The 18,714-nt window shown below is 62.8% G+C and carries 22 protein-coding genes; 9 read left to right on the forward strand and 13 right to left on the reverse strand.

What is annotated here, in order from left to right:
- Nucleotide 1 precedes the first annotated feature (1 nt).
- On the forward strand, nucleotides 2-631 hold the full coding sequence (locus tag IG122_RS12980; RefSeq protein WP_193184157.1) for a hypothetical protein: 630 nt from the start codon (nucleotides 2-4) through the stop codon (nucleotides 629-631).
- 10 nt (nucleotides 632-641) lie between these two features.
- Here the strand turns inward: IG122_RS12980 and IG122_RS12985 are convergent, their stop codons facing one another.
- Nucleotides 642-1,946, reverse strand: coding sequence for a hypothetical protein (locus IG122_RS12985; RefSeq protein WP_193184159.1), 1,305 nt, complete (start codon nucleotides 1,944-1,946; stop codon nucleotides 642-644).
- A gap of 89 nt (nucleotides 1,947-2,035) precedes the next feature.
- On the opposite strand from IG122_RS12985, the gene IG122_RS12990 reads away from it, so the two are divergent.
- From IG122_RS12990 to IG122_RS13000, 3 genes are read left to right on the forward strand one after another with little or no spacing between them, the layout of a single operon-like run.
- A complete protein-coding gene (locus IG122_RS12990; RefSeq protein WP_193184161.1) occupies nucleotides 2,036-2,275 on the forward strand; it encodes a hypothetical protein in 240 nt (79 codons plus the stop codon).
- A complete protein-coding gene (locus IG122_RS12995) occupies nucleotides 2,272-2,454 on the forward strand; it encodes a hypothetical protein (RefSeq protein ID WP_193184163.1) in 183 nt (60 codons plus the stop codon). Before IG122_RS12990 ends, IG122_RS12995 begins: the two co-directional genes overlap by 4 nt.
- A 14-nt stretch (nucleotides 2,455-2,468) precedes the next feature.
- Entirely contained in the window at nucleotides 2,469-2,705 is a 237-nt protein-coding gene (locus IG122_RS13000; RefSeq protein ID WP_193184165.1) for a hypothetical protein, read from the forward strand.
- 6 nt (nucleotides 2,706-2,711) lie between these two features.
- On the opposite strand, the gene IG122_RS13005 is transcribed toward IG122_RS13000, so the two are convergent.
- The 3 genes from IG122_RS13005 to ahcY form a co-directional block, all read right to left on the reverse strand.
- Nucleotides 2,712-4,016, reverse strand: coding sequence for a tetratricopeptide repeat protein (locus IG122_RS13005; RefSeq protein ID WP_193184168.1), 1,305 nt, complete (start codon nucleotides 4,014-4,016; stop codon nucleotides 2,712-2,714).
- A 150-nt stretch (nucleotides 4,017-4,166) separates the two neighbouring features.
- Entirely contained in the window at nucleotides 4,167-4,970 is an 804-nt protein-coding gene (locus tag IG122_RS13010) for a DUF3108 domain-containing protein (protein WP_193184170.1), read from the reverse strand.
- A gap of 85 nt (nucleotides 4,971-5,055) precedes the next feature.
- On the reverse strand, nucleotides 5,056-6,357 hold the full coding sequence (gene ahcY, locus IG122_RS13015) for an adenosylhomocysteinase (RefSeq protein ID WP_193184172.1): 1,302 nt from the start codon (nucleotides 6,355-6,357) through the stop codon (nucleotides 5,056-5,058).
- A 173-nt stretch (nucleotides 6,358-6,530) separates the two neighbouring features.
- On the opposite strand from ahcY, the gene IG122_RS13020 reads away from it, so the two are divergent.
- The 4 genes from IG122_RS13020 to IG122_RS13035 all read left to right on the forward strand — a co-directional run bounded on the left by IG122_RS13020 (nucleotide 6,531) and on the right by IG122_RS13035 (nucleotide 9,366).
- Entirely contained in the window at nucleotides 6,531-7,712 is a 1,182-nt protein-coding gene (locus IG122_RS13020; protein ID WP_193184174.1) for a pyridoxal phosphate-dependent aminotransferase, read from the forward strand.
- Between the two features lie 312 nt (nucleotides 7,713-8,024).
- The gene (locus tag IG122_RS13025; RefSeq protein WP_193184176.1) at nucleotides 8,025-8,411 is read left to right on the forward strand and encodes a hypothetical protein; all 387 of its coding nucleotides are present in this window, start codon (nucleotides 8,025-8,027) and stop codon (nucleotides 8,409-8,411) included.
- An 18-nt stretch (nucleotides 8,412-8,429) separates the two neighbouring features.
- On the forward strand, nucleotides 8,430-8,906 hold the full coding sequence (locus IG122_RS13030; protein WP_193184178.1) for a helix-turn-helix domain-containing protein: 477 nt from the start codon (nucleotides 8,430-8,432) through the stop codon (nucleotides 8,904-8,906).
- The gene (locus tag IG122_RS13035) at nucleotides 8,896-9,366 is read left to right on the forward strand and encodes a hypothetical protein (RefSeq protein WP_193184180.1); all 471 of its coding nucleotides are present in this window, start codon (nucleotides 8,896-8,898) and stop codon (nucleotides 9,364-9,366) included. Before IG122_RS13030 ends, IG122_RS13035 begins: the two co-directional genes overlap by 11 nt.
- A gap of 23 nt (nucleotides 9,367-9,389) precedes the next feature.
- On the opposite strand, the gene IG122_RS13040 is transcribed toward IG122_RS13035, so the two are convergent.
- From IG122_RS13040 to IG122_RS13080, 9 genes are all read right to left on the reverse strand, one after another.
- On the reverse strand, nucleotides 9,390-9,866 hold the full coding sequence (locus IG122_RS13040) for a GNAT family N-acetyltransferase (RefSeq protein ID WP_193184182.1): 477 nt from the start codon (nucleotides 9,864-9,866) through the stop codon (nucleotides 9,390-9,392).
- Nucleotides 9,863-11,044 (reverse strand): aminotransferase, encoded by a 1,182-nt coding sequence (locus IG122_RS13045; RefSeq protein ID WP_193184184.1) that lies wholly within the window; start codon nucleotides 11,042-11,044, stop codon nucleotides 9,863-9,865. The genes IG122_RS13040 and IG122_RS13045 overlap by 4 nt, the downstream gene beginning before the upstream one ends.
- A gap of 39 nt (nucleotides 11,045-11,083) precedes the next feature.
- Nucleotides 11,084-12,856 carry a phosphoenolpyruvate--protein phosphotransferase gene (ptsP, locus tag IG122_RS13050; RefSeq protein WP_193184186.1) on the reverse strand — a complete coding sequence of 591 codons (1,773 nt, stop codon included), beginning with the start codon at nucleotides 12,854-12,856 and terminating at the stop codon, nucleotides 11,084-11,086.
- A 13-nt stretch (nucleotides 12,857-12,869) separates the two neighbouring features.
- Complete coding sequence (locus tag IG122_RS13055; protein ID WP_193184188.1) at nucleotides 12,870-13,163, reverse strand: HPr family phosphocarrier protein; 294 nt, start codon at nucleotides 13,161-13,163, stop codon at nucleotides 12,870-12,872.
- The gene (locus IG122_RS13060; RefSeq protein ID WP_193184190.1) at nucleotides 13,160-13,591 is read right to left on the reverse strand and encodes a PTS sugar transporter subunit IIA; all 432 of its coding nucleotides are present in this window, start codon (nucleotides 13,589-13,591) and stop codon (nucleotides 13,160-13,162) included. The genes IG122_RS13055 and IG122_RS13060 overlap by 4 nt, the downstream gene beginning before the upstream one ends.
- 78 nt (nucleotides 13,592-13,669) lie before the next feature.
- The gene (gene rapZ / locus IG122_RS13065; protein ID WP_319024880.1) at nucleotides 13,670-14,569 is read right to left on the reverse strand and encodes an RNase adapter RapZ; all 900 of its coding nucleotides are present in this window, start codon (nucleotides 14,567-14,569) and stop codon (nucleotides 13,670-13,672) included.
- Between the two features lie 38 nt (nucleotides 14,570-14,607).
- The gene (locus tag IG122_RS13070) at nucleotides 14,608-15,027 is read right to left on the reverse strand and encodes an HPr kinase/phosphorylase (RefSeq protein WP_193184194.1); all 420 of its coding nucleotides are present in this window, start codon (nucleotides 15,025-15,027) and stop codon (nucleotides 14,608-14,610) included.
- Nucleotides 15,028-15,055: 28 nt separating this feature from the next.
- A complete protein-coding gene (locus tag IG122_RS13075; protein ID WP_319024881.1) occupies nucleotides 15,056-16,726 on the reverse strand; it encodes a stimulus-sensing domain-containing protein in 1,671 nt (556 codons plus the stop codon).
- A gap of 56 nt (nucleotides 16,727-16,782) precedes the next feature.
- Nucleotides 16,783-17,502, reverse strand: coding sequence for a response regulator transcription factor (locus tag IG122_RS13080; protein WP_193184198.1), 720 nt, complete (start codon nucleotides 17,500-17,502; stop codon nucleotides 16,783-16,785).
- 325 nt (nucleotides 17,503-17,827) lie between these two features.
- Between IG122_RS13080 and IG122_RS13085 the strand changes: the two genes are divergently transcribed.
- Entirely contained in the window at nucleotides 17,828-18,565 is a 738-nt protein-coding gene (locus tag IG122_RS13085) for a HugZ family pyridoxamine 5'-phosphate oxidase (RefSeq protein WP_226893553.1), read from the forward strand.
- Nucleotides 18,566-18,714: the final 149 nt, after the last annotated feature.

Below are 18,714 nucleotides of genomic sequence, written 5' to 3' on the forward strand. Positions count from 1 at the left end.
CATGTGGATCGTTGAAGACGGCACCGGCGGCGCGGCGACCGGCGTCCGCTGGAATCCCTCGGACAGTGCGACGAGCCTCTCCGCCGGCGACCGGATCGCGACGGCGACCAACAACAGCCCGGTTCTGATCGGACGCGGAGTCCGCTCCGTCAGCGGCAAGACAAGCGGTAAATGGTATGTCGAGCTGCGCTCTCTCCGGTTCCGCCCGGAGCGCGCCTTCTGTGGCTTCGATATCGACGGGGACGAAAATCTCTTCACCGCAACCCCGACCGATTTCGTCGGCCCGGCGACCATGGCCTCGACAGCGCCGCTCACCACGACCACCGAGAGCGTCACGGTGGATGCGGGCGGCACCGCAATCGAACTCCTTTCAGGCGATGCAATCGCCATGGCGCTCGATCTCGACGGCGGCAAGCTCTGGATCGGCGCACTCAAACCCTGGGAACACGAGGTTGCCTGGCATGGCGGCGCGGACCCAACGAGCGGAAACGGTGCGCAATTCAGCGGACTCCCGGCTGGAACCTATCATCTGCTTTGCGTGCTTGCCGTGAACGACGAGGCGATCCTTGCGACGGCGGAGATTCCGGAAATAGCCCGCGGGCATCCGCCCAGCGGATTCTCCGTCTGGTAAGCGGCCCCCGTCAGCGCCAGTGATCAAAAACCCAGCCGCGCCCGATCTGATGCGGCTTGGGGACGGTCGGGAAAGTGACCACGCGTGTGCCGGTTTCCGCCAGTCCGGCGGAGTCCAGATCCGGATGCAGCCCGCGATAAAGCCTTATCAGCCCCACAGGGAATGTGTCGATCATCGGCATGCATTCCTCGATCCAGTCCTGGTCGCTAACCAGGCGATCCATCACCGCCGGATCGAAACGATCATGTACCGGACGGGCGAATGCCCGGCTGAACAGCATGACCGAGGAATTGAAGCAGGGCTCCCCCGGATGCTCCAGAATATGGAACCCGAGAGGCATGCCGTCGACGAAATCGAGACTCCCGACGATCACCGTGTCGAGATCGAAATACAGCACGGCATCGTCAGGTATCGCCACGTCGGGATTGAACAAGGCGAGCTTCGCCCACCACCCGTTGGCCTTGAAACCCGAGATATCGATGGCCTGGATGCGTTCGTCGAGACCGCTCGCATCGTCGGTCAGACAAATGAAGCGCCAGTTACCCGGGAGATGCCTGCGGACCATGTTGTAAAGCCGGTTCACGTAGTCCGCCGGATATTTCGTGCCGTGTTTCACGCAGACGACGGACAGTGCGTCGCAATCGACGGCGGCCGCGCCGTGGTGCGTCGCGGGCCGGCCGCCATCGATCAATCGCTCGGCGCGAACCAGAGTCCGATCGAGGAACTTGTCGTGCGCGACGTCGCGGAACCGAGTGCCGAGTTCGACGGCACGTTCCGGTTCTCCCCGGTTCACCAGCAGTCGGGTCATCCGCGCCAGGAGCGATCCGAGGAACGCTTTCTGCGCAGCGTCCGGCGCGGCGCCGAAAATCGGCAGCACGCGTTCCAGCAACGTCTCGCAGGTCGCGAAGGCACCGGCCAGATCGCCCCGCGCATAGTGCGCGCGGGCCAGCGTGGTGAGGACATTGATTTCGAACGGCCTGCCCGCCGCTGCCGCCCGCAGAGCCTGCAGCAAAGGCAATGCATCGCCGTAACGCCCGGTATCGACGAGAAGCGACGCATGCCAGAACGCATATTCGGGATTCTGAGGGAAAGCGGCGGCCAGAACCTTGATATGCCCGAGCGCAGCCTCGTAATCCCGGTCGAGGTGAGACGCTCCGCTGTCGCTCCGGTGTTCCTCGGCCAAGGTGTAATAGGTCACAAGCGATTTGCGCAGCACTTCGGTTTCCGCCGTCATCCCGGCGTTCCGGAGCAGCTCCTCGCCGCGTCGCGCCGCATCGGCGTCTCCGCGCGAGATCAGGGCTGCCAGTTCCGTCATCGTTTTCCACCGTCGCATCTGTAGCTCGCGGCCGGCGGCACCGGCACGCCTGCCCGAGTCCGCCGCACAACATCACAAAGGAGTGGAAAATGCCACGCTCTTGGCCTTTGACCGCCTTGATCCTGCTCTCTGTCGCCGGTGGCTGCGCCGATCCGGAGGCGGCCGCCCGGATCGAGGTCCGCCGGCAGAACGTGCTCGCCGCGCTTCACGCCGCGCGGGATATCTTCTGCGCCTTGCCGCCCGAGGCCCGCCGGCAATTGCGCGCAGCGGGCAAACTCGACCCCGATATCGACAATTGTGCCAGCGCCCCCGAGGAGACCGCACCATGAAACTTGACCGAACCTGGATCCTTAACCGGCTTCGCGAGCGCAGCACCTGGCTCGGCGTGACGGCATGCCTCGCGTCTCTGGGAATTGCCGTTGCACCGGAGCTGCGCGATGCGATCGCCGGTTTCGGGGTTGCCGCCGCCGGCCTTGTCGCAGTCCTCACCGCCGATCACGCAGACTAGGGAGCGGTAGGGTGATGAGCGATGAAGATGCCCGCCAGGTGGTGCGGGCAACCCTGACGGAGCTCGGTCTGGACGTCACCTCGCCCGAACGGGTGATCCAGGCCCAGCACGATTTCGCCTATCTGCGCCACCAGCGCAATCTTTCGGAAAAGATCGGTATCGGCGTACGGCTGATGGTGCTGACAAGCATCATCAGTTCCGGGCTCGCGGTAATCTGGCTCGGTATCCGCCACGCTCTGGCGCTGAAATAGACCGGCCTAGCGCCAGTGTTCCGGAACCCAGCCCTGTTCGATCATGTGGGGTTTCGGGTTGGTCGGAAAGGTCACGATACGTGTGCCGGTTTCCGCGAGGCCGGCCGGATCGAGATCCGGGTGGAGACCCCGGTAAAGCCGGATCGGGCCGTGCGGAAACGTGTCCAGCCCCGGCATGCATTCCTCGATCCAGTCCTGGTCTCCGACCAGGCGCTCGACATCCCGCTTCCTGATCCGCTGATAGACTGGCGCAGCGAAGGCGCGGTCAAACAGCATGACGGAGGAGTTGAAGCAGGGAGAATCCGGATGTTCCAGAATATGGAAGCCCACTTTCAGCCCCTCCAGAAAGCCGAGATCCCCCACCACCACCGTGTCGAGATCGAGGTAGAAGATGGTCGGGTCGGCGACCGGCAGATTCGGGTCGAACAGCGCCAGCTTGGTCCACCATCCGCGGATCTGGATACCCGAAATGTCGATCACGCGGACTTCCGGACGCAGGCCGCGGGGATCGTCGGTGTAGCAGACGAAGCGCCAGTTTCCCGGCAGGTGCCGCCTCACCATGGAAAAGAGGCGATTGACGTAGTCCGGGCCGTATTTCGTCCCGTGCTTCACGCAGGCCACGGTAAGGCGATCGAGTTCGACCGGACGCGCGTCGGAAAGCCGGGATGGCGGCCCGTCACTCAGGAGCGTCTTCGCCCGCTGCAGCGTCCGCCGCATGAACGGATGGTCGATCTCATAGGGATTTTCCTCGACGATCCGCGCCGCCCCTCCATAGTCGCCCTTGTTGATATGGATACGGGACAATCTCGCGAGCAGCGATCCGACCAGTCTTCTCTGCTCGTCGCTCGGCTCGGCGCCAAAGTGTTCGGTCGCCTTGGCGAGGATGCGGCGCAACAGGTCCGCGGCCCGGTCGAACTCCCCCCTATGATACAGCGCGCGCGCGATCGCGCCCTCGACATTGACCGTCAAATCGAACGTACCGCCCGCTTCCCGCAGCTTCTCCAGCAGCGGCATTCCTTCGTCATAGCGCCCGGTTTCGGTCAGCAGGGAGGCGAACCTGAAGGCGAATCCCGGATGATCCGGAGAGGCCTCGTAGAGTGGCCGCATGTGGCGGAGCGCCGCCTCGAAATCGCGTTCCAGGTGACCGACGCCCGCATCCCTGCGCGCGCCTTGCGACCGTGTGTAGTGCTGCACCAGGGCCTTGCGGAGTTCGTTTGCTTCCACATCATGACCAGCGGAGCGGACAAAATTCTCCGCCTGGCGGACGGCATTGGGTTCCCCCTCCAGGACCTTTTCGGCAAGCGACGTCATGCAGCTACCCTATCCAGCCTTTGGCCGAGACGGCTGCAGGCGCTCCAAACTTTCCGGGCGGCAATATGCACCAGCAGACAGTGCCGCCATAGACGGGAGTGCCGAGGACGGAGTTTCGCCGTACTGCAGGATGCTGGAATGCGCGACCTGTCAGGGTTTCAGCAAGGCGCGTTCGGCAAGGTCGACACGTTCCGAGGCGCTGGTGATATGCCCGACCACCACGCCGAACAGGCCTTCCGCCTCGAGCCGGACGGGAACCCAAGGTCCGTCCGCACTCAGCCGCGCGACCCAGAGGCGGGTCCGCGAATTGGACTTGTCCTGACCGAACCACGGTTTTTTGTAGCCGCCGGCGAGCGTCTGGTACTCGACCTCGCAGACATCCGCGGGACCGCTGAAGGCGCTGTAATCGGTCTTCTGCAGCCGGTCGGTCCCAGCGCGCTTCAGCCTGAAATCGGTCCGCGTCCGGCCGTTGAAGACCGGAAGCTCGGCCTCGCAGGGATGGCCGTCGGACTTGAGGGCAAGCGCGACAACCGCCGCATAAGGATCGAGTGTGCCGAGCTGAAGAGCTTCCGGGACCGCATCGCGCTTTTCCGGATCTCGCGGCGGATCCATGGTGATCTCCGGCGCGGCGCCGGTCCGGTTCCTGAGCGAGATCCGCCGCGGCTCGCCATTGAAGGTGCCGTGACTGAGATAGGCTTCGGGCTCGACCCGCCCGTCCGCAATGGCGCCGAGTCCTTCGCTCGTCACGTTGATCGGGAAGAAATATTCGAGGATTCCGGTCGACCGGGCTTCCGTTGTCACCCGGTAATCGTTGGCGCCGTACTCGATCTTCGACTGGAAATCCGCAACGGAAAGACCGCCGAAATAGATCGCGTAGGACAGGTCCAGTTCGCGCGCTTCGGCCTTTCCGGCCAGCAACGCCGCTCCGATCATTCCGGGGATAAGCCACCGCATGGGTCCGTCCTCTCGACGCGAGTGCGTATGGCTTCAGATAAGGGTAAGCGGCGGCGGGTCAAGCGCCGCCGCTTACGATGTGTTTTTAGTAACGGTAGGTATCCGGCTTGAACGGACCTTCCGGCGTGACGCCGATATAGGAGGCCTGGTCCTTGGAAAGCTGCGAGAGCATGGCGCCGACCTTCTTCAGGTGCAGGGCCGCAACCTTCTCGTCCAGCTTCTTCGGCAGCACGTAGACTTGGCGCTCGTACTTGGCGTGATTGTTCCAGAGTTCGATCTGCGCCAGCGTCTGGTTGGTGAAGGAGGCGCTCATGACGAAGCTCGGATGACCGGTGGCGCAGCCGAGGTTCACGAGGCGGCCTTCGGCCAGCAGGATCATCCGCTTGCCGTCCGGGAATTCGATCTCGTCGACCTGCGGCTTCACGTTGTGCCACGGCAGGTTGCGCAGCGGCTGGACCTGGATCTCGTTGTCGAAGTGGCCGATGTTGCAGACGATGGCGCGGTCCTTCATTGCCCGCATATGGTCCATCGTGATGATGTCCTTGTTGCCGGTCGCGGTGACAAAGATGTCGCCCCGCGGCGCGGCCTCTTCCATGGTCACGACCTCGTAGCCTTCCATCGCCGCCTGCAGGGCGCAGATCGGATCGATCTCGGTGACGAGCACGCGGGCGCCGCCGTTGCGCAGGCTCGCGGCCGAGCCCTTGCCGACGTCGCCGTATCCGGCGACCACGGCAACCTTGCCCGACAGCATGACGTCGGTCGCGCGACGGATGCCGTCGACCAGGCTCTCGCGGCAGCCGTAGAGATTGTCGAACTTGGACTTGGTAACACTGTCATTGACGTTGATCGCCGGGACCTTGAGGGTGCCGGCCTTCGCCATCTCGTAGAGCCGGTGCACGCCGGTCGTGGTCTCCTCGGAGACGCCGCGGACGTCTTCCAGAAGCTCCGGATATTCCTCATGCATCATCAGCGTGAGGTCGCCGCCATCGTCCAGCAGCATGTTCGGGGTCCAGCCGTCCGGGCCCTTGATGGTCTGGCGCAGGCACCAGTCATATTCCTCTTCGGTCTCGCCCTTCCAGGCAAAGACCGGGATGCCGGCCGCCGCGATCGCCGCCGCAGCCTGATCCTGGGTCGAGAAGATGTTGCAGGAGCTCCAGCGGATCTCGGCGCCGAGATCGACGAGCGTCTCGATCAGCACCGCGGTCTGGATCGTCATATGCAGGCAGCCGGTGATCCGCGCGCCGGCCAGCGGCTTCTTGCCCTGGTATTCCTCGCGCAGCGCCATCAGGCCCGGCATCTCGGTCTCCGCGATGGCGATTTCGCGGCGGCCCCAATCTGCGAGGGAAATATCGGCGACTTTGTAATCGGTGAACGCGGTATCGGCCATTCGGGCAGCTCCTTGAACAGATTCGCACCGGCCAGCTGCCGGTATCGAGCGATGAGGGCTATATCAGGCCCGCAATGTAGGGGCAACCCGGCAATGGGCAAGTGGGCCGCATTGACAGGCTCTGGCCAGCCGCATTATCTGGCATTCCCGCCGCCTGCCGAAAGCCCGACCAGATGCCCGTACACTCCTCCTATATCGCCGCCATGGGCGGGTCCGAAGCGGACGACGCCTGGGCCGTTCATTCCGAAGCCCGCAGACTTTCGCGCACCGGCGAAAAAGACCTCATCGTGCTTTCCGTAGGAGACCACGACTTCACCACGGACGAGCGCATCGTCGACGCCGCGGTGAAGTCCTTGCAGGCGGGCCATCACCACTACACGCCCAATATCGGGCTCATGCCGTTGCGTGAGAAGATTGCCGCCTTCCACAGCAAACGGATCGGGGAGCCTGTCGGTGTGGAGAATGTGGCCGTGATCCCCGGGGCCCAGTGCGGCGTCTTCACCGCCGGTCTAGCAACGCTCAATCCGGGCGACCACGTGATCGCCTTCGATCCGATGTACGTCACCTATTATGGCGCTCTCATCGCCCGCGGCGCGACGCTGACCCAGGTGCCGCTGCGCCCGGAGAACGATTTCCGACCGGATATGGACGACATCCGCGCAGCGCTGCGCCCCGAAACGCGGGCCATGGTCGTCAATTCCCCGAACAACCCGACCGGCGCCGTCTGGCCCCGAGAAACGATGGAAGCGATCGCCACGCTCTGCCGGGAGCGCGATCTTTGGCTCATCTCGGACGAGGTCTACTGCACCATGACCTACGAGCAGCCGCATTTTTGCCCGCGCCTGATCGACGGCATGAAAGACCGCACCGTCTCGGTCTATTCCTTCTCGAAAAGTTTTGCGATGACCGGATGGCGCCTCGGCTGGGTCGTCGCCGCCCCGGAGACGATCAAGGCCGTGGAGCACGTCATGAGCGCCATGCTGTTCGGCTCACCGCCTTTCGTACAGGAAGCGGCGATGACCGCGCTGGACGAGGCGGAAGACACGGTCGACAATATTAGGAAACTCTACCGCCACCGCCGCGACCGGGTCTGCGACGCGCTCGCCTCCGTTCCGAAAGTGAAGCTGCGGAAACCCGATGCCGGCATGTTCCTGATGCTCGACATCCGCGAGACCGGCATGAACACGATCGATTTCGCCTGGAAACTGCTGGAGGAGCAGAAGGTGTCCCTTCTGCCGGGAGAAGGCTTCGGCAAGATGCTCGCGGGCCATCTCCGCCTCAGCTACGGCGCCTCGGACGAGACGCTCGACGAAGCGGGGCGGCGGCTCTCGGCGTTTATCCAGCGGAATGGCTAGGGCAAAATCTAGCTATTTAGATCACCCGCCTCGCTATCTAACGATTGCAGAAATCGCTTTTAGCGAGCCCCCCGAAGAAATGAGATAGTCGTCGATTTAATGCCATTTTGAGAAAAATATATCCTCGGATTTGCAACTCACATTGCCCAACCGCCACAATATGAGGTGCGTCGGTTTAAGAACGCTACATATCTACGAATTTAAGTTGTCTCGCTAACACGAATTTGCATAGCCTCTATGCATAGTAAGTTCGATCCTCGACACCGTCGAAGAAAATAACATATAACTTAATTAATCAGCGAGTTAACGTTCGTGAATCAATCGGACTGCATCGAGATCTCTAAAGGAGAAAAGCACAGCGTCTGGCTGACTAAGCAAGTGTCAAAAAACCTAGAAAAGGCATCACCTAAAGACAGGGCAAGATGTTTGAAATATATGGGTTTTTTTGCGAATGATGGGCTTGAATATTTGCATCTCGACGACACCAAATTCAAGAAGCAGGGAGACTTTTCAAATGGGAAACCGGATGGAAAGAAAATCCCTGTATTCGCATTTAAAGCCTATCAGCTGCGGATCTATGGAAGTTTTCTCCCCGGCGGAGATTTCGTTGGCACAGAAATTGATACGGGAAAGAAGCAGGACCAAGCAAACAAATCTAAACTAAAAGCCGCGGCAAAAAAATTTGCCGCTCTACTATAAAAGCTCGGGAGTAGGGGAATGTTCGGACCGAAAAATGACGAAGAAAAACTGATCTTCGCGGTGGAGGATTTTAAGGCTGAAATTCAGTATGAAATTTTGCGTGCAATGAACGCCGAAGGCCTGAATCAAAAGACTCTTTCGAAGAAAATGGGGATTTCGGCTGCCCGTGTTTCCCAAATTCTTGACGATGAGGCCAACCTCACGACCGAGAATATCACCAAAGTCTTCTATGCAATGGGATATACGCCTACCTTCTCCGCACTTAAACAAAAAGCTGCCGCAGGGAATGCGCGCACCTCTAGTGAGAGCAAATGGCAATCTGACGTTATTGCTCGGGGCAATGAACCACGCGTCAAAGCGAAATCGGACTGTGATGTTCTTGAAAGGTTGATTGCGACCCTTTCCCAATCTCGAACCAGTCATAAGATGGAAATGATTTCGAACGATAACGCGGCGGCGCGGCGAGAGACTGTGGAGGCCTCCGATGCCGCCTAAGAAAAAAGGCAGCGACAGTTTGGTAGCAGCAAAACCTGATCATATTCAACAATATGATCAGGTCGTCGAGGCCGCACAATTAATTGACGTCAGACTAAATGGATTAACATTCAACGTTGATCCTGATTATTATCAATTTGAAAGAAATAATTTTGATAAAGTAAAATTTAGTTTCGAAGGAGGGTTTAATTTCACACATTTTGACAAAAACAGCGGAACCTTAGTCGGGGAAATAAACTGGAAATGCGTCGCAAAGCACAGGAATAAAAATCTATTAAAAGTCGACGCCACCTACGTGATTGCATATGGAGATATACCACCGGTTTCAGATGATCCGGCGAAAGCTTTCCTTACGAGAGTTGGGAAATTTACATCCTATCCTTATTTTCGCACTGTCGTCTCTCAGTTATCTTGGAATGCTGAAGCAAATATCCCGATATTACCAGTGTTGAAAAAATAAACTTTAAAATCACGGCTCTTAAATCACTGGATAAACCGCTTCTCCATATCCATCGAAGTCGGGGCGTAGAAACCCGCATGGGCCTGACGGCCTGTCTCGACGAAACCCAGGCGCTGGAAGAAGGAAATATTCTGCGAGAGAGCGAGCCGGACGCCGAGCGTGACCCGCACCGCACCCGTCTCACGAGCGTGACGTTCCACAACTTCGATCAGCCGCTTCGCAATCCCCCGCCCACGCGCCTCCGGATCGACGGAGAGCCGGTCTAGATAGACCGCATCCCCCTTCCGCGTCGCGAACACCGCACCGCGGAATTTCCCTACCTCCTCAGCCAGAAATAGCCGGTTTTTCTCCAGCCTCTTCGCAAGACTCTCGACGGTCTCGGAGAGCGCACCGCTTTCCGGCTTCAGAACCCCGCGATACTCCGCGAACGCCCTATGCACCAGAGCGACGATTTCCGCGAGATCGTCCCGCGCCGGGTCGTAGGGACGGATATCCATCATGCCGCCAGACTGGCGCGCAGCCGTTTCGCCAGCTCCGGCATCACCTCGGCGCTCGCGTTGGCGAAGGCGAGGCGCAGGAAGCGCTCCTGCCCCGGCCCGAAGAAGCTGCCCGGCAGGCAGAGGATGTTCTGCTCGTCCGCCAGCTTGCGCGCGACCTGTTTCGCCGTCAGATCCTCGAAGGGATGGCGGACATAAGAGAAATAGGCGCCGGCGGAGACCAGCTCGTAGCCGAGATCGTTCGAGCGGAAAGCCGCCTCCAGCGCCTCCTTGCGGCCTTTCAGCATGGCACGCTTCTCCGCCACCCATGGCCAGACATGGCGAAGGCCGTAAAGCGCCGCGTATTGCGAGATCCGCGGCGTGCAGATCTGGATCGTGTCCATGATCTTGGTCACCGCGTCGATCACCTTCGGGCCCGCGATTACTGATCCCACCCGATAACCGGTCAGGCTGAAGGTCTTCGAGAAGCTGTAGAGCTGGATCAGCGTCTCGCCCCATTTCTCGTCCTGGAACAGATTGTGCGGCGGTCCGTCCTCGTCCTCGAGAAAATCCCGGTAGGTCTCATCCAGGATCAGCGCGATGCCCTTCTCGGCGGCAAGATCGCGGAATTCGGCGATCACCTCCGGCGGGTAAACCGCTCCGGTCGGGTTGTTCGGGCTGACCAGCACGATGGCTTTCGTCTTATCCGTCAGCATCTCGCGCGCCTGCTCCGGGTCGGGCACCCCGGCGCGGTCGAAGCGGAACGGCAGGTGGATCGGGTCGATCCCCTGCATCTCAAGCCACATCTGGTGATTGAAGTAATAGGGCACCGGGAGCATCACCGCGTCGCCCGCCCGCGCGACGGCGAGAACCGCCATGCAGAAGGCCTGGTTGCAGCCGGCCGAAATCAGCACATGCTCCGGCCCGAGGCTACCGCCGTAGCGCCGGCCGACATGCGCCGCGAGGTCTTGGCGCAGTTCCAACAACCCCCGAATGACCGAATATTGCGCGGTCTCGAAATGCGCCGCGCGCTCGGCGACATGGTCGGTCAGCTCCTTTGCCGGAGGATAGCTCGGCACGGCCTGCGAGAGGTCAAGCAGCGGCTTCTCCGCCGGGAATGTCCGGCCGGCGATCCAGGTCTGGGATTCGGCGATCGGCGGCTCGATCGCATCGAGCACGTCCGCGTTCAAGGCAAAAGTCATCTGGGGCACACCCGAAGGAGCGGGAAAGAAAAGCCGAGACTAGAGACTGTCGTTGAAATCGTCCAGCAGCGCGGAGATCCGCCCCTCATCGCCCTGGTCCATGATCGCCAGCGCCCGCCGCGTTGCCGCGCCGGTATCGATCGCGCGGATCCTCTGTTTCACCCGCGGGATGCTGTGCGAGGTCATGGAGAACTCGCGGACGCCGAGCCCCACCAGCAGCGGCGCATAGCGCGGATCGCCCGCGATCTCGCCGCATATGCTGACCGGGATCCCGGCCCGGTGCCCCGCCTGGACGGTGAACTGGATCAGCCTCAGAACCGCCGGGTGCAGAGGGTTATAGAGCCCCGCCACAGCCTCGTCACTGCGGTCTATGGCAAGTGCGTAGCTGGTCAGATCGTTCGTCCCTATGGCGAAGTAATCGACCTCGCGCGCGAGCCCGTCCGCCATCAGCGCCGCCCCCGGAACCTCGATCATGGCCCCGAGCGGTGGGACCGGATCCGCGATGCGGACACCCTTGCGCGTCAGGCGGCGGACCACCTTGGTGAGGATCTTCCGCGCCTGCCGGATCTGTTCGGCAGAGGAAATCAGCGGCAGGAGCAGGCGCACCGGCCCATGCGCGCCGGCGCGCAGGATCGCTGCGAGCTGGGTCTCGAACAGCTTGGTCTCTGCGAGAGAAAGTCGGATGCCACGCAGCCCCAATGCCGGATTCGGCGAGACTCCGATCCGGCCGCCGAGCGCTGTCGAAATCTTGTCGCCGCCGACATCGAGCGTCCGGATGGTCACCGGGCGTCCCTCAAGCCCCTCCACGATCCCGCGAAGCACCGCATATTGCTCGTCCTCGTCGGGCAAGCTGTCCCGGTTCATGAACAGGAACTCGGTGCGCAGCAGCCCAACCCCCTCCGCGCCGGCGGTCAGAGCCGGCTCGACATCGCGCGGCATTTCCAGATTGGCCTGCAGGGTGATGATCTCCCCGTCGCGGCTTTCCGCCGGCAGGGAACGCAAACGGGCGAGCTGCCTTTCGAGCCTCTTGCGCGCCTCGGCCTTGCGCTCGAACTCCGCCAGGGTCTCCGCGCTCGGCGAAATCACGATCCGGCCATGCTCGCCGTCGACCAGAACGCGGTCACCCGACCTCACCTTGCCGAGCAGCCCGGGCACCCCGAGAACCGCCGGCAGGCCCAGGGAGCGCGCCATGATCGCGGAATGGCCCTCCGGCCCGCCCGCCGTTGTCGCCAGTGCTGCCACGCGCTTGGGATCGAGCAGGGCGGTGTCCGCCGGGCTCAGTTCGTCGGCGATGATGACGGCGTCTTTCGGCAACACTGAAAAGGCCTGATAGGGCTTGTCCGCGAGGTTGCGGAGCACCCGTCCGGCAACGTCCCGGACATCGGTCACCCTGGCCGCGAGATAGGGATCCTTCATCGCCGCGAAGGCTTCGGCGATGTCATGAACGACATGCTGAACCGCCGCTTCCGCATTGATCCGGCGCGCGCGGATCTGGGTCTCGATCCCTTTGCCGAGCCGGCTCGAACCGAGCATGGCGGCGTGCGCATCGAGCAGGGGCGCCAGTTCCTCCGCCACCGAGTCCGGCATGCCCACGGTCTTCTGGCGCAGCTTGCTGACCTGTTTCTGCGCCTTCGCGAGCGCAGCGCGGAACCTGCCCGCCTCCGCTTCCACCGCGCTTTCGTCGATCTCGTATTCCGGCAGCTGGCCGAGACCGGTCTCGACCACATGGGCGACGCCGATCGCGATCCCCGCCGAAACGCCGACCCCGTCGATCACCCGTTCTCCGGTCTTTCCGGATACCCGTTTCGTCATCGGGGTCAATTCCTCAATCTTCGTCGAACTTGTCGTCCACCAGTTTCGCGATGGCATCCAGCGCGGCTTCCGCGTCCGCACCCTCGGCCTCCACGCGGATCGTGCATCCCGGCGCCGCCGCCAGCATCATCAGCCCCATGATCGAGCGCCCGGACACGGTTGTATCGCCCTTGGTGACGGAAATCTCCGCCTCGTATTCCTCGGCCAGCTTCACGAACTTCGCCGCCGCGCGCGCATGCAACCCGCGCTGGTTGACGATCGTCAGGTCGCGCGCCGCACACCGGGTCGCCACGGCTTCCTCGCTCACGAATCGGTCCCGGCGAGGACCTGGGAAGCAATGCGAATGTATTTTCGTCCGGCGTCCTGAGCCTCGGCGGCCGCAGCGCTCATATCGAGGGTGTTGCGGACACTCGCCAGCTTGATCAGCATCGGCAGGTTGGCTCCCGCGAGAACCTCGACATTCGCCTTTTCCATGATCGAGATCGCCAGATTCGACGGCGTGCCGCCGAACATGTCCGTGAGCACGATCACGCCGCGCCCCTGATCGACCGCTCCCACGCTCTCCAGGATTTCCGCCCGCCGCTGTTCCATATCGTCTTCCGGCCCGATACAGACCGTCGCCATATGCTCCTGCGGCCCGACGACATGTTCCACCGCCGCGCGGAACTCGTCGGCAAGCCTGCCATGCGTGACCAATACAATGCCTATCGGCAATTCCAATGCCTCCGCACCCATTCAGTTAGCCCCCGGTTGCCAGTGTTCTTTGCACTGTTTTCTTGTCGTTCAGCCGAATAATCCTGCCATGCCCGAGCGTCAATCCTGGCCGCTTCGGTCGACGTCACGATGCAACAACGTGACAGCAAGGCCGCCCGCCTTCAACTCCCGAGCCACCCTTTCGGCGACGAATACCGAGCGGTGCCGTCCGCCCGTGCAGCCGACCGCAATGGTCAGGTAACTCTTTCCCTCGGCCTGGAAGCGCGGCATCAGCGGCTTCAGGAAGCCGACCAGACGTCCATAAAAGTCGGTAAAGTCCGGATCCGCAGCGACATAGTCCGCAACCGCCGGATCCCGCCCGTCAAGCGGGCGCAGGGCTTCGTCATAATGCGGGTTCCTGAGGAAACGGACGTCGAACACCATGTCCGCCTCTCGCGGCAGGCCTCGGCGGAAACTGAAAGAGGTGACCGTCACCGTCAGGCCTCCCTCTCCACCGATACCGAGCTGCTCGGAGAAAACCCGCTTGAAATCGGCGACGCTGAGCCGGGAAGTGTCGAGCGTCACGTCCGCCCGTTCCCGCAGCGGCGCCAGCATCTCCCGCTCGGTACGGATACCGTCGGCAACAGGGCGGTCCATGGCGAGCGGATGCCGCCGGCGGGTCTCGGTGAAGCGCCGGACCAGCACGTCCTCGTCGCAATCGAGAAAGACCACGGTCAGCGCAATATCGCTTCTGGCGCGCAGGGCCGCGAGTTCGCCGGTCAGGCGCTGCGGCGTGAAATCCCGGGTCCGCGTATCGATACCGACGGCGATCCGATGTCCGCCCTCCGCGTCCGTCCGCGGCGCCAGCAAGGCCGGGAGAAGCGACAGCGGCAAGTTGTCCACCGCCTCGAATTCCGCATCCTCGAGCACCTTCAGGCTTGTGGTCCGGCCAGCGCCGGAGAGGCCCGTCACGAGCACGACGCGCATCGGTTTTCCGCCGGTTTCCGCGGAGTCTTGCACGTTTTTCTCTCCCTGAACGCGCCGCTGCGAAGGCCGCATTATCTGGTCGTGAAATGGATCAGTGCAAGCCGCACTTTGGCCGGTGTCGAGGCTTCGAACGGCGCGAGCGCCAGCAACGGAACGCCGATCTCGAGATAAGTGCAGGTTCCCGCTTCCGGGTAGCGCTCTACCTGCTCCGGCGGCACCAGATCGACGACGAGGTCGAGAGGGGCCCGGCGCACGTTCTGCACCGGCACAATGCCAACGCCACGAACCTCCAGCTGCCCGGCGATCGTGTCCGGCGCGCTCGCGACGAGCCGCCCGGCCTCGCGGACGAGGCGGGTCTGGTCGTCAGCCACCAGCTGCGCGCCCGCCTCGATCAGACGCAGCGCCAGATCGGATTTGCCGCTGCCGCTCGGACCGCGCAAAAGCACCGCCCGTCCGTCGACAGCGACGGTCGTGCCATATACCAGTTCCATCGGATCCCCACCCGGTCAGGTCAGGCTTTTACCCTATCACGCGGGGTAAACGTATGACGAACCGGGCGCCAATGACAGAGCCATCCGCGCCGATCCGGTTCTCCGCCCAGAGCCGCCCGGAGGAGGCCTCGACGATCTGCCGCGAGATGCTGAGACCGAGCCCGGAATGGGTGCCGAACTTCTCGCCGGAGGGGCGCTCCGAATAGAACCGGTCGAAGATTGCCTCGAGCTTGTTCTCCGGAATTCCGGGACCGTCATCCTCGACCGTGACGATGACCTCCCGGCCGTCGAGCGGATCGGCGCCGGCGGTCAGGCGGACGGAGCCGCCTTCGGGCGAGAAGGTGATCGCATTGCTGACGAGATTGCGGATCACCTGGACGATCCGGTTCTCGCTGCCCCGGACGCTGAGATCCGCGGAGCCGTTCACAGTGGTCTGGACGCGGACCCCGTGCCGGTTGTCCGCCGTCGCATAAACCTCGGCGAGAGTCGCGAGCACGGCCGCCAGATTGACCGTCTCGGTTCCGGTCCGCGACAGCTCGGCATCGAGCCGGGAGGCCTCGGAAATATCGCTGATCAGACGGTCGAGACGCTGCACGTCGTCGAGGATGATCCCCATCAGCTTCTTCTGTTTTTCCGGATCCTGCACCTTCGCCGCGGTCTCGACCGCGCTCCGGACCGAGGTCAGCGGGTTCTTGATCTCGTGCGCGACATCGGCGGCGAAACGGTCGATCGCGTCCATCCGCTGCCAGAGCGCCTCGGTCATCTCGCGCATTGCGCGGGCGAGATCGCCGATCTCGTCGTCACGCCCCTCGAAGCCCGGGATCTCGGTCTCCCGGGTGCGGTCGCGGCGGATCCTTTCCGCCGCGGCAGCCAGGCGTTGCACCGGCCGGGTGATGGTTCCGGCGAGATAGAGGGAAAGCAGGATGGTCACGGCGAAAACAAAGGCGAAGACGCCGAGGATCTCGAAGCGCACGTCGCGCATCGCATTGTCGATCTCGTCGCCGTCGACGCTCAGCATCAGCGCACCGAGCACCTGCTTGTAGCGGCGCACCGGCACCGCCGAAGTCAGGAGCAGGCGCCCGTCCGCCTGGGTCCGGACAGCGCGCGCGTTCAATCCTCGCAGCGCATCCCGCGCTTCCGGATAATCCTCGGCCCGCTGGATCTGCGGCTCCACATAGTGCGGAAAGTCGCCTCCCCGCGGCAGCCAGTTCACCAGGACGTCGTAGAGATTGTCGAGCCAGAGCGAGGGCGACATGCCGGATTGCTCCGGCGGCGGAAGCGGACGGATCTGCACCACCCCGCCCTGGCGCCCGAAACTGTTGCTGTCCGCCATGAGATGGCCGTCGGGCGCGAAGAGCCGGAGGCGCGTGCCGAACTGGTCCGATGCGTGACGCACCATGCGCCGGACCAGATCCTTCGAGAGTTCGGTGGCCTCGGAATATTCCGGCTCGACGGCGAGCGCGGCGACGCCCTTGGCGAAGATGCTGCCCTGCCGGGTCAGCGCTTCAAGTTCCGCCTCGATCAGATTGTCCTGGTAGCGGTCCATGTAAAGGAGGCCGACGAGCGGGATCGCGACGGCGAAAAGGTTGATTGCGAGGATCCGCTTGGTCAGCCCGGAAATGCGCGGGCGCCGGCGCACGCCGTCCGTCGCCGGCCTCTCCTGCGCGGCGGTCTCCGCCTTTTCCGGAATGTCAGCCACGCCCCGAGGCCTCCGCCAGCGGCCGAGCGCGCGGAAGCTCTCCCCCCAGGAAAGGCTCATGCCGAGCCGGCGGGCACCATGGCCGGGTCGCGATAGCGGTACCCGACACCGTAAAGCGTCTCGATCTGCTCGAAATCGTCATCCACGCCCTTGAACTTCTTGCGGATGCGCTTGATGTGGCTGTCGATCGTCCGATCGTCGACATAGACCGCATCGCCATAGGCGGCATCCATCAACTGGTCCCTGTTCTTAACATGTCCGGGGCGGGTGGCGAGAGAGCGCAGGATCAGGAACTCGGTCACGGTGAGCGGCACCGGCCTGCCTTTCCAGGCGCAGAGGTGACGCGAGCCGTCCATCACAAGGTCGCCGCGGGAGAGCACCGCCTCGCTCGCCGGGTTGGCCTCGTCCTGGGCCAGCTCCTGGCGGCGCAGCAGGGCACGGATACGCTCGATCAGCAGGCGCTGGGAGAACGGCTTGGTGATGTAGTCGTCGGCGCCCATCTTGAGCCCGAGTACCTCGTCCAGCTCGTCGTCCTTCGAGGTCAGGAAGATCACCGGCAGCGCGCTCTGGCGGCGCAGGCGGGCGAGCAGCTCCATGCCGTCCATACGCGGCATCTTGATATCGAGAATGGCGAGATCCACCGGCCGCTGAGTCAGCCCGCGCAGGGCCTCCTCGCCGTCCTTGAAGGTGCGGACATCGAACCCCTCCGCCTCGAGCGCGATGGATACCGAGGTAATGATGTTCTGATCGTCGTCGACCAATGCGATGGTGCTCATGACCCGTTCCTTTCCGCCGCAGGGCGGCGTCCCCCAATTCTGCACCGATCCGGGCCATCGAACCAGCCGGCCGGACAAGTGCTGCAATCTCCTACGTTCTGAATGATGTCGGAATGGGGCGAAGCTGTGACAAGCTTTGGGCATTGTTTCGGCGGCGCAAGTGGATCCCGATTTTCATCGGGATGACGGTAATCGCCTGTGAAGAGACCTCCCCTTCGCCGTCATCCCGACGGAAGTCGGGATCCACTGCCTGCCATCCGCCCTTGCGCTTCCGCTCCGGCGCGATATTGATTCCGGCCAAGGTAGCAAACGGAGACGACAAACCATGAGCGACGACGAGAAACAGAATCCGACTCCCGGCGCTCAGATCCGGCACCTGATGCGCTCGCTCGACCGCGCGACGCTCTCGACTGCCATGACCGGTGCGGATGCCTGGCCCTATGGCTCGCTGGTGATGGCCGCGGTCGATCAGGACGGCAGCCCGTTGCTGCTGCTGTCCGACCTTGCCGAGCATACGAAGAACCTCAAGGCGGACCCGCGCGTCTCGCTGCTGTTCGACGGCACGGGCGGTTATGACGAGCCCCTGACCGGTCCCCGCGCCACCGTGCTCGGCCGGATCGAAAAAACCGATGACGCTCGCCACGCCGAACGCTATCTCCGCCGCCATTCCTCCGCGCGAATGTTTGCCGGCTTCAAAGATTTCAGCTTCTACCGGGTGACTGTCGAGCGGGCGCATATCGTTGCCGGCTTCGGGCGCATCCACTGGGTCGACGCGAGCGACATCCTCGCCGGCCGGGCGCCGGAACTGGAAGAGGCCGAAGCCGGGATCGTCGCCCACATGAACGAGGACCATGCCGACGCCAATCAGCTCTACGCTTCTGTTCTTCTGGAACTTTCCGGCGAGGGCTGGGAGATGACCGGATGCGACACGGAAGGCTGCGACCTGCGTCTCGGCGGCGCCGTCGCCCGGCTCGATTACGACGCACCGGTCCGGGACGCGGAAGAGACACGGAAGGCGCTGGTCGCGCTGGTCAAGCGGGCGCGGCAGAGTGCCGCGGAATAATGCGGCATTTTTTCACGCCAAGGATCCGCCGCGCGGTTGCAATCGCAGAAACAGACTCGTAACAATCTCCGACCTAAACGGAGCGGAACCGCAAAAAAGAGTCGCAATTTCCGCGCGGAGTCACTGAAGCTAGATCGAGGAAACGAGTC

Origin of the sequence: Nisaea sediminum, assembly GCF_014904705.1 — a bacterium.
GTDB lineage: Bacteria > Pseudomonadota > Alphaproteobacteria > Thalassobaculales > Thalassobaculaceae > Nisaea > Nisaea sediminum.

What these genes read in the sequence shown, in the direction of transcription:
- IG122_RS12980 (WP_193184157.1), top strand. Translation starts at nt 2, where the DNA reads ATGTGGATCGTTGAAGACGGCACCGGCGGCGCGGCGACCGGCGTCCGC.
- IG122_RS12985 (WP_193184159.1), bottom strand. Translation starts at nt 1,946, where the DNA reads ATGACGGAACTGGCAGCCCTGATCTCGCGCGGAGACGCCGATGCGGCG.
- IG122_RS12990 (WP_193184161.1), top strand. Translation starts at nt 2,036, where the DNA reads ATGCCACGCTCTTGGCCTTTGACCGCCTTGATCCTGCTCTCTGTCGCC.
- IG122_RS12995 (WP_193184163.1), top strand. Translation starts at nt 2,272, where the DNA reads ATGAAACTTGACCGAACCTGGATCCTTAACCGGCTTCGCGAGCGCAGC.
- IG122_RS13000 (WP_193184165.1), top strand. Translation starts at nt 2,469, where the DNA reads ATGAGCGATGAAGATGCCCGCCAGGTGGTGCGGGCAACCCTGACGGAG.
- IG122_RS13005 (WP_193184168.1), bottom strand. Translation starts at nt 4,016, where the DNA reads ATGACGTCGCTTGCCGAAAAGGTCCTGGAGGGGGAACCCAATGCCGTC.
- IG122_RS13010 (WP_193184170.1), bottom strand. Translation starts at nt 4,970, where the DNA reads ATGCGGTGGCTTATCCCCGGAATGATCGGAGCGGCGTTGCTGGCCGGA.
- ahcY (WP_193184172.1), bottom strand. Translation starts at nt 6,357, where the DNA reads ATGGCCGATACCGCGTTCACCGATTACAAAGTCGCCGATATTTCCCTC.
- IG122_RS13020 (WP_193184174.1), top strand. Translation starts at nt 6,531, where the DNA reads ATGCCCGTACACTCCTCCTATATCGCCGCCATGGGCGGGTCCGAAGCG.
- IG122_RS13030 (WP_193184178.1), top strand. Translation starts at nt 8,430, where the DNA reads ATGTTCGGACCGAAAAATGACGAAGAAAAACTGATCTTCGCGGTGGAG.
- IG122_RS13035 (WP_193184180.1), top strand. Translation starts at nt 8,896, where the DNA reads ATGCCGCCTAAGAAAAAAGGCAGCGACAGTTTGGTAGCAGCAAAACCT.
- IG122_RS13040 (WP_193184182.1), bottom strand. Translation starts at nt 9,866, where the DNA reads ATGATGGATATCCGTCCCTACGACCCGGCGCGGGACGATCTCGCGGAA.
- IG122_RS13045 (WP_193184184.1), bottom strand. Translation starts at nt 11,044, where the DNA reads ATGACTTTTGCCTTGAACGCGGACGTGCTCGATGCGATCGAGCCGCCG.
- ptsP (WP_193184186.1), bottom strand. Translation starts at nt 12,856, where the DNA reads ATGACGAAACGGGTATCCGGAAAGACCGGAGAACGGGTGATCGACGGG.
- IG122_RS13060 (WP_193184190.1), bottom strand. Translation starts at nt 13,591, where the DNA reads ATGGGTGCGGAGGCATTGGAATTGCCGATAGGCATTGTATTGGTCACG.
- IG122_RS13070 (WP_193184194.1), bottom strand. Translation starts at nt 15,027, where the DNA reads ATGGAACTGGTATATGGCACGACCGTCGCTGTCGACGGACGGGCGGTG.
- IG122_RS13080 (WP_193184198.1), bottom strand. Translation starts at nt 17,502, where the DNA reads ATGAGCACCATCGCATTGGTCGACGACGATCAGAACATCATTACCTCG.
- IG122_RS13085 (WP_226893553.1), top strand. Translation starts at nt 17,828, where the DNA reads ATGAGCGACGACGAGAAACAGAATCCGACTCCCGGCGCTCAGATCCGG.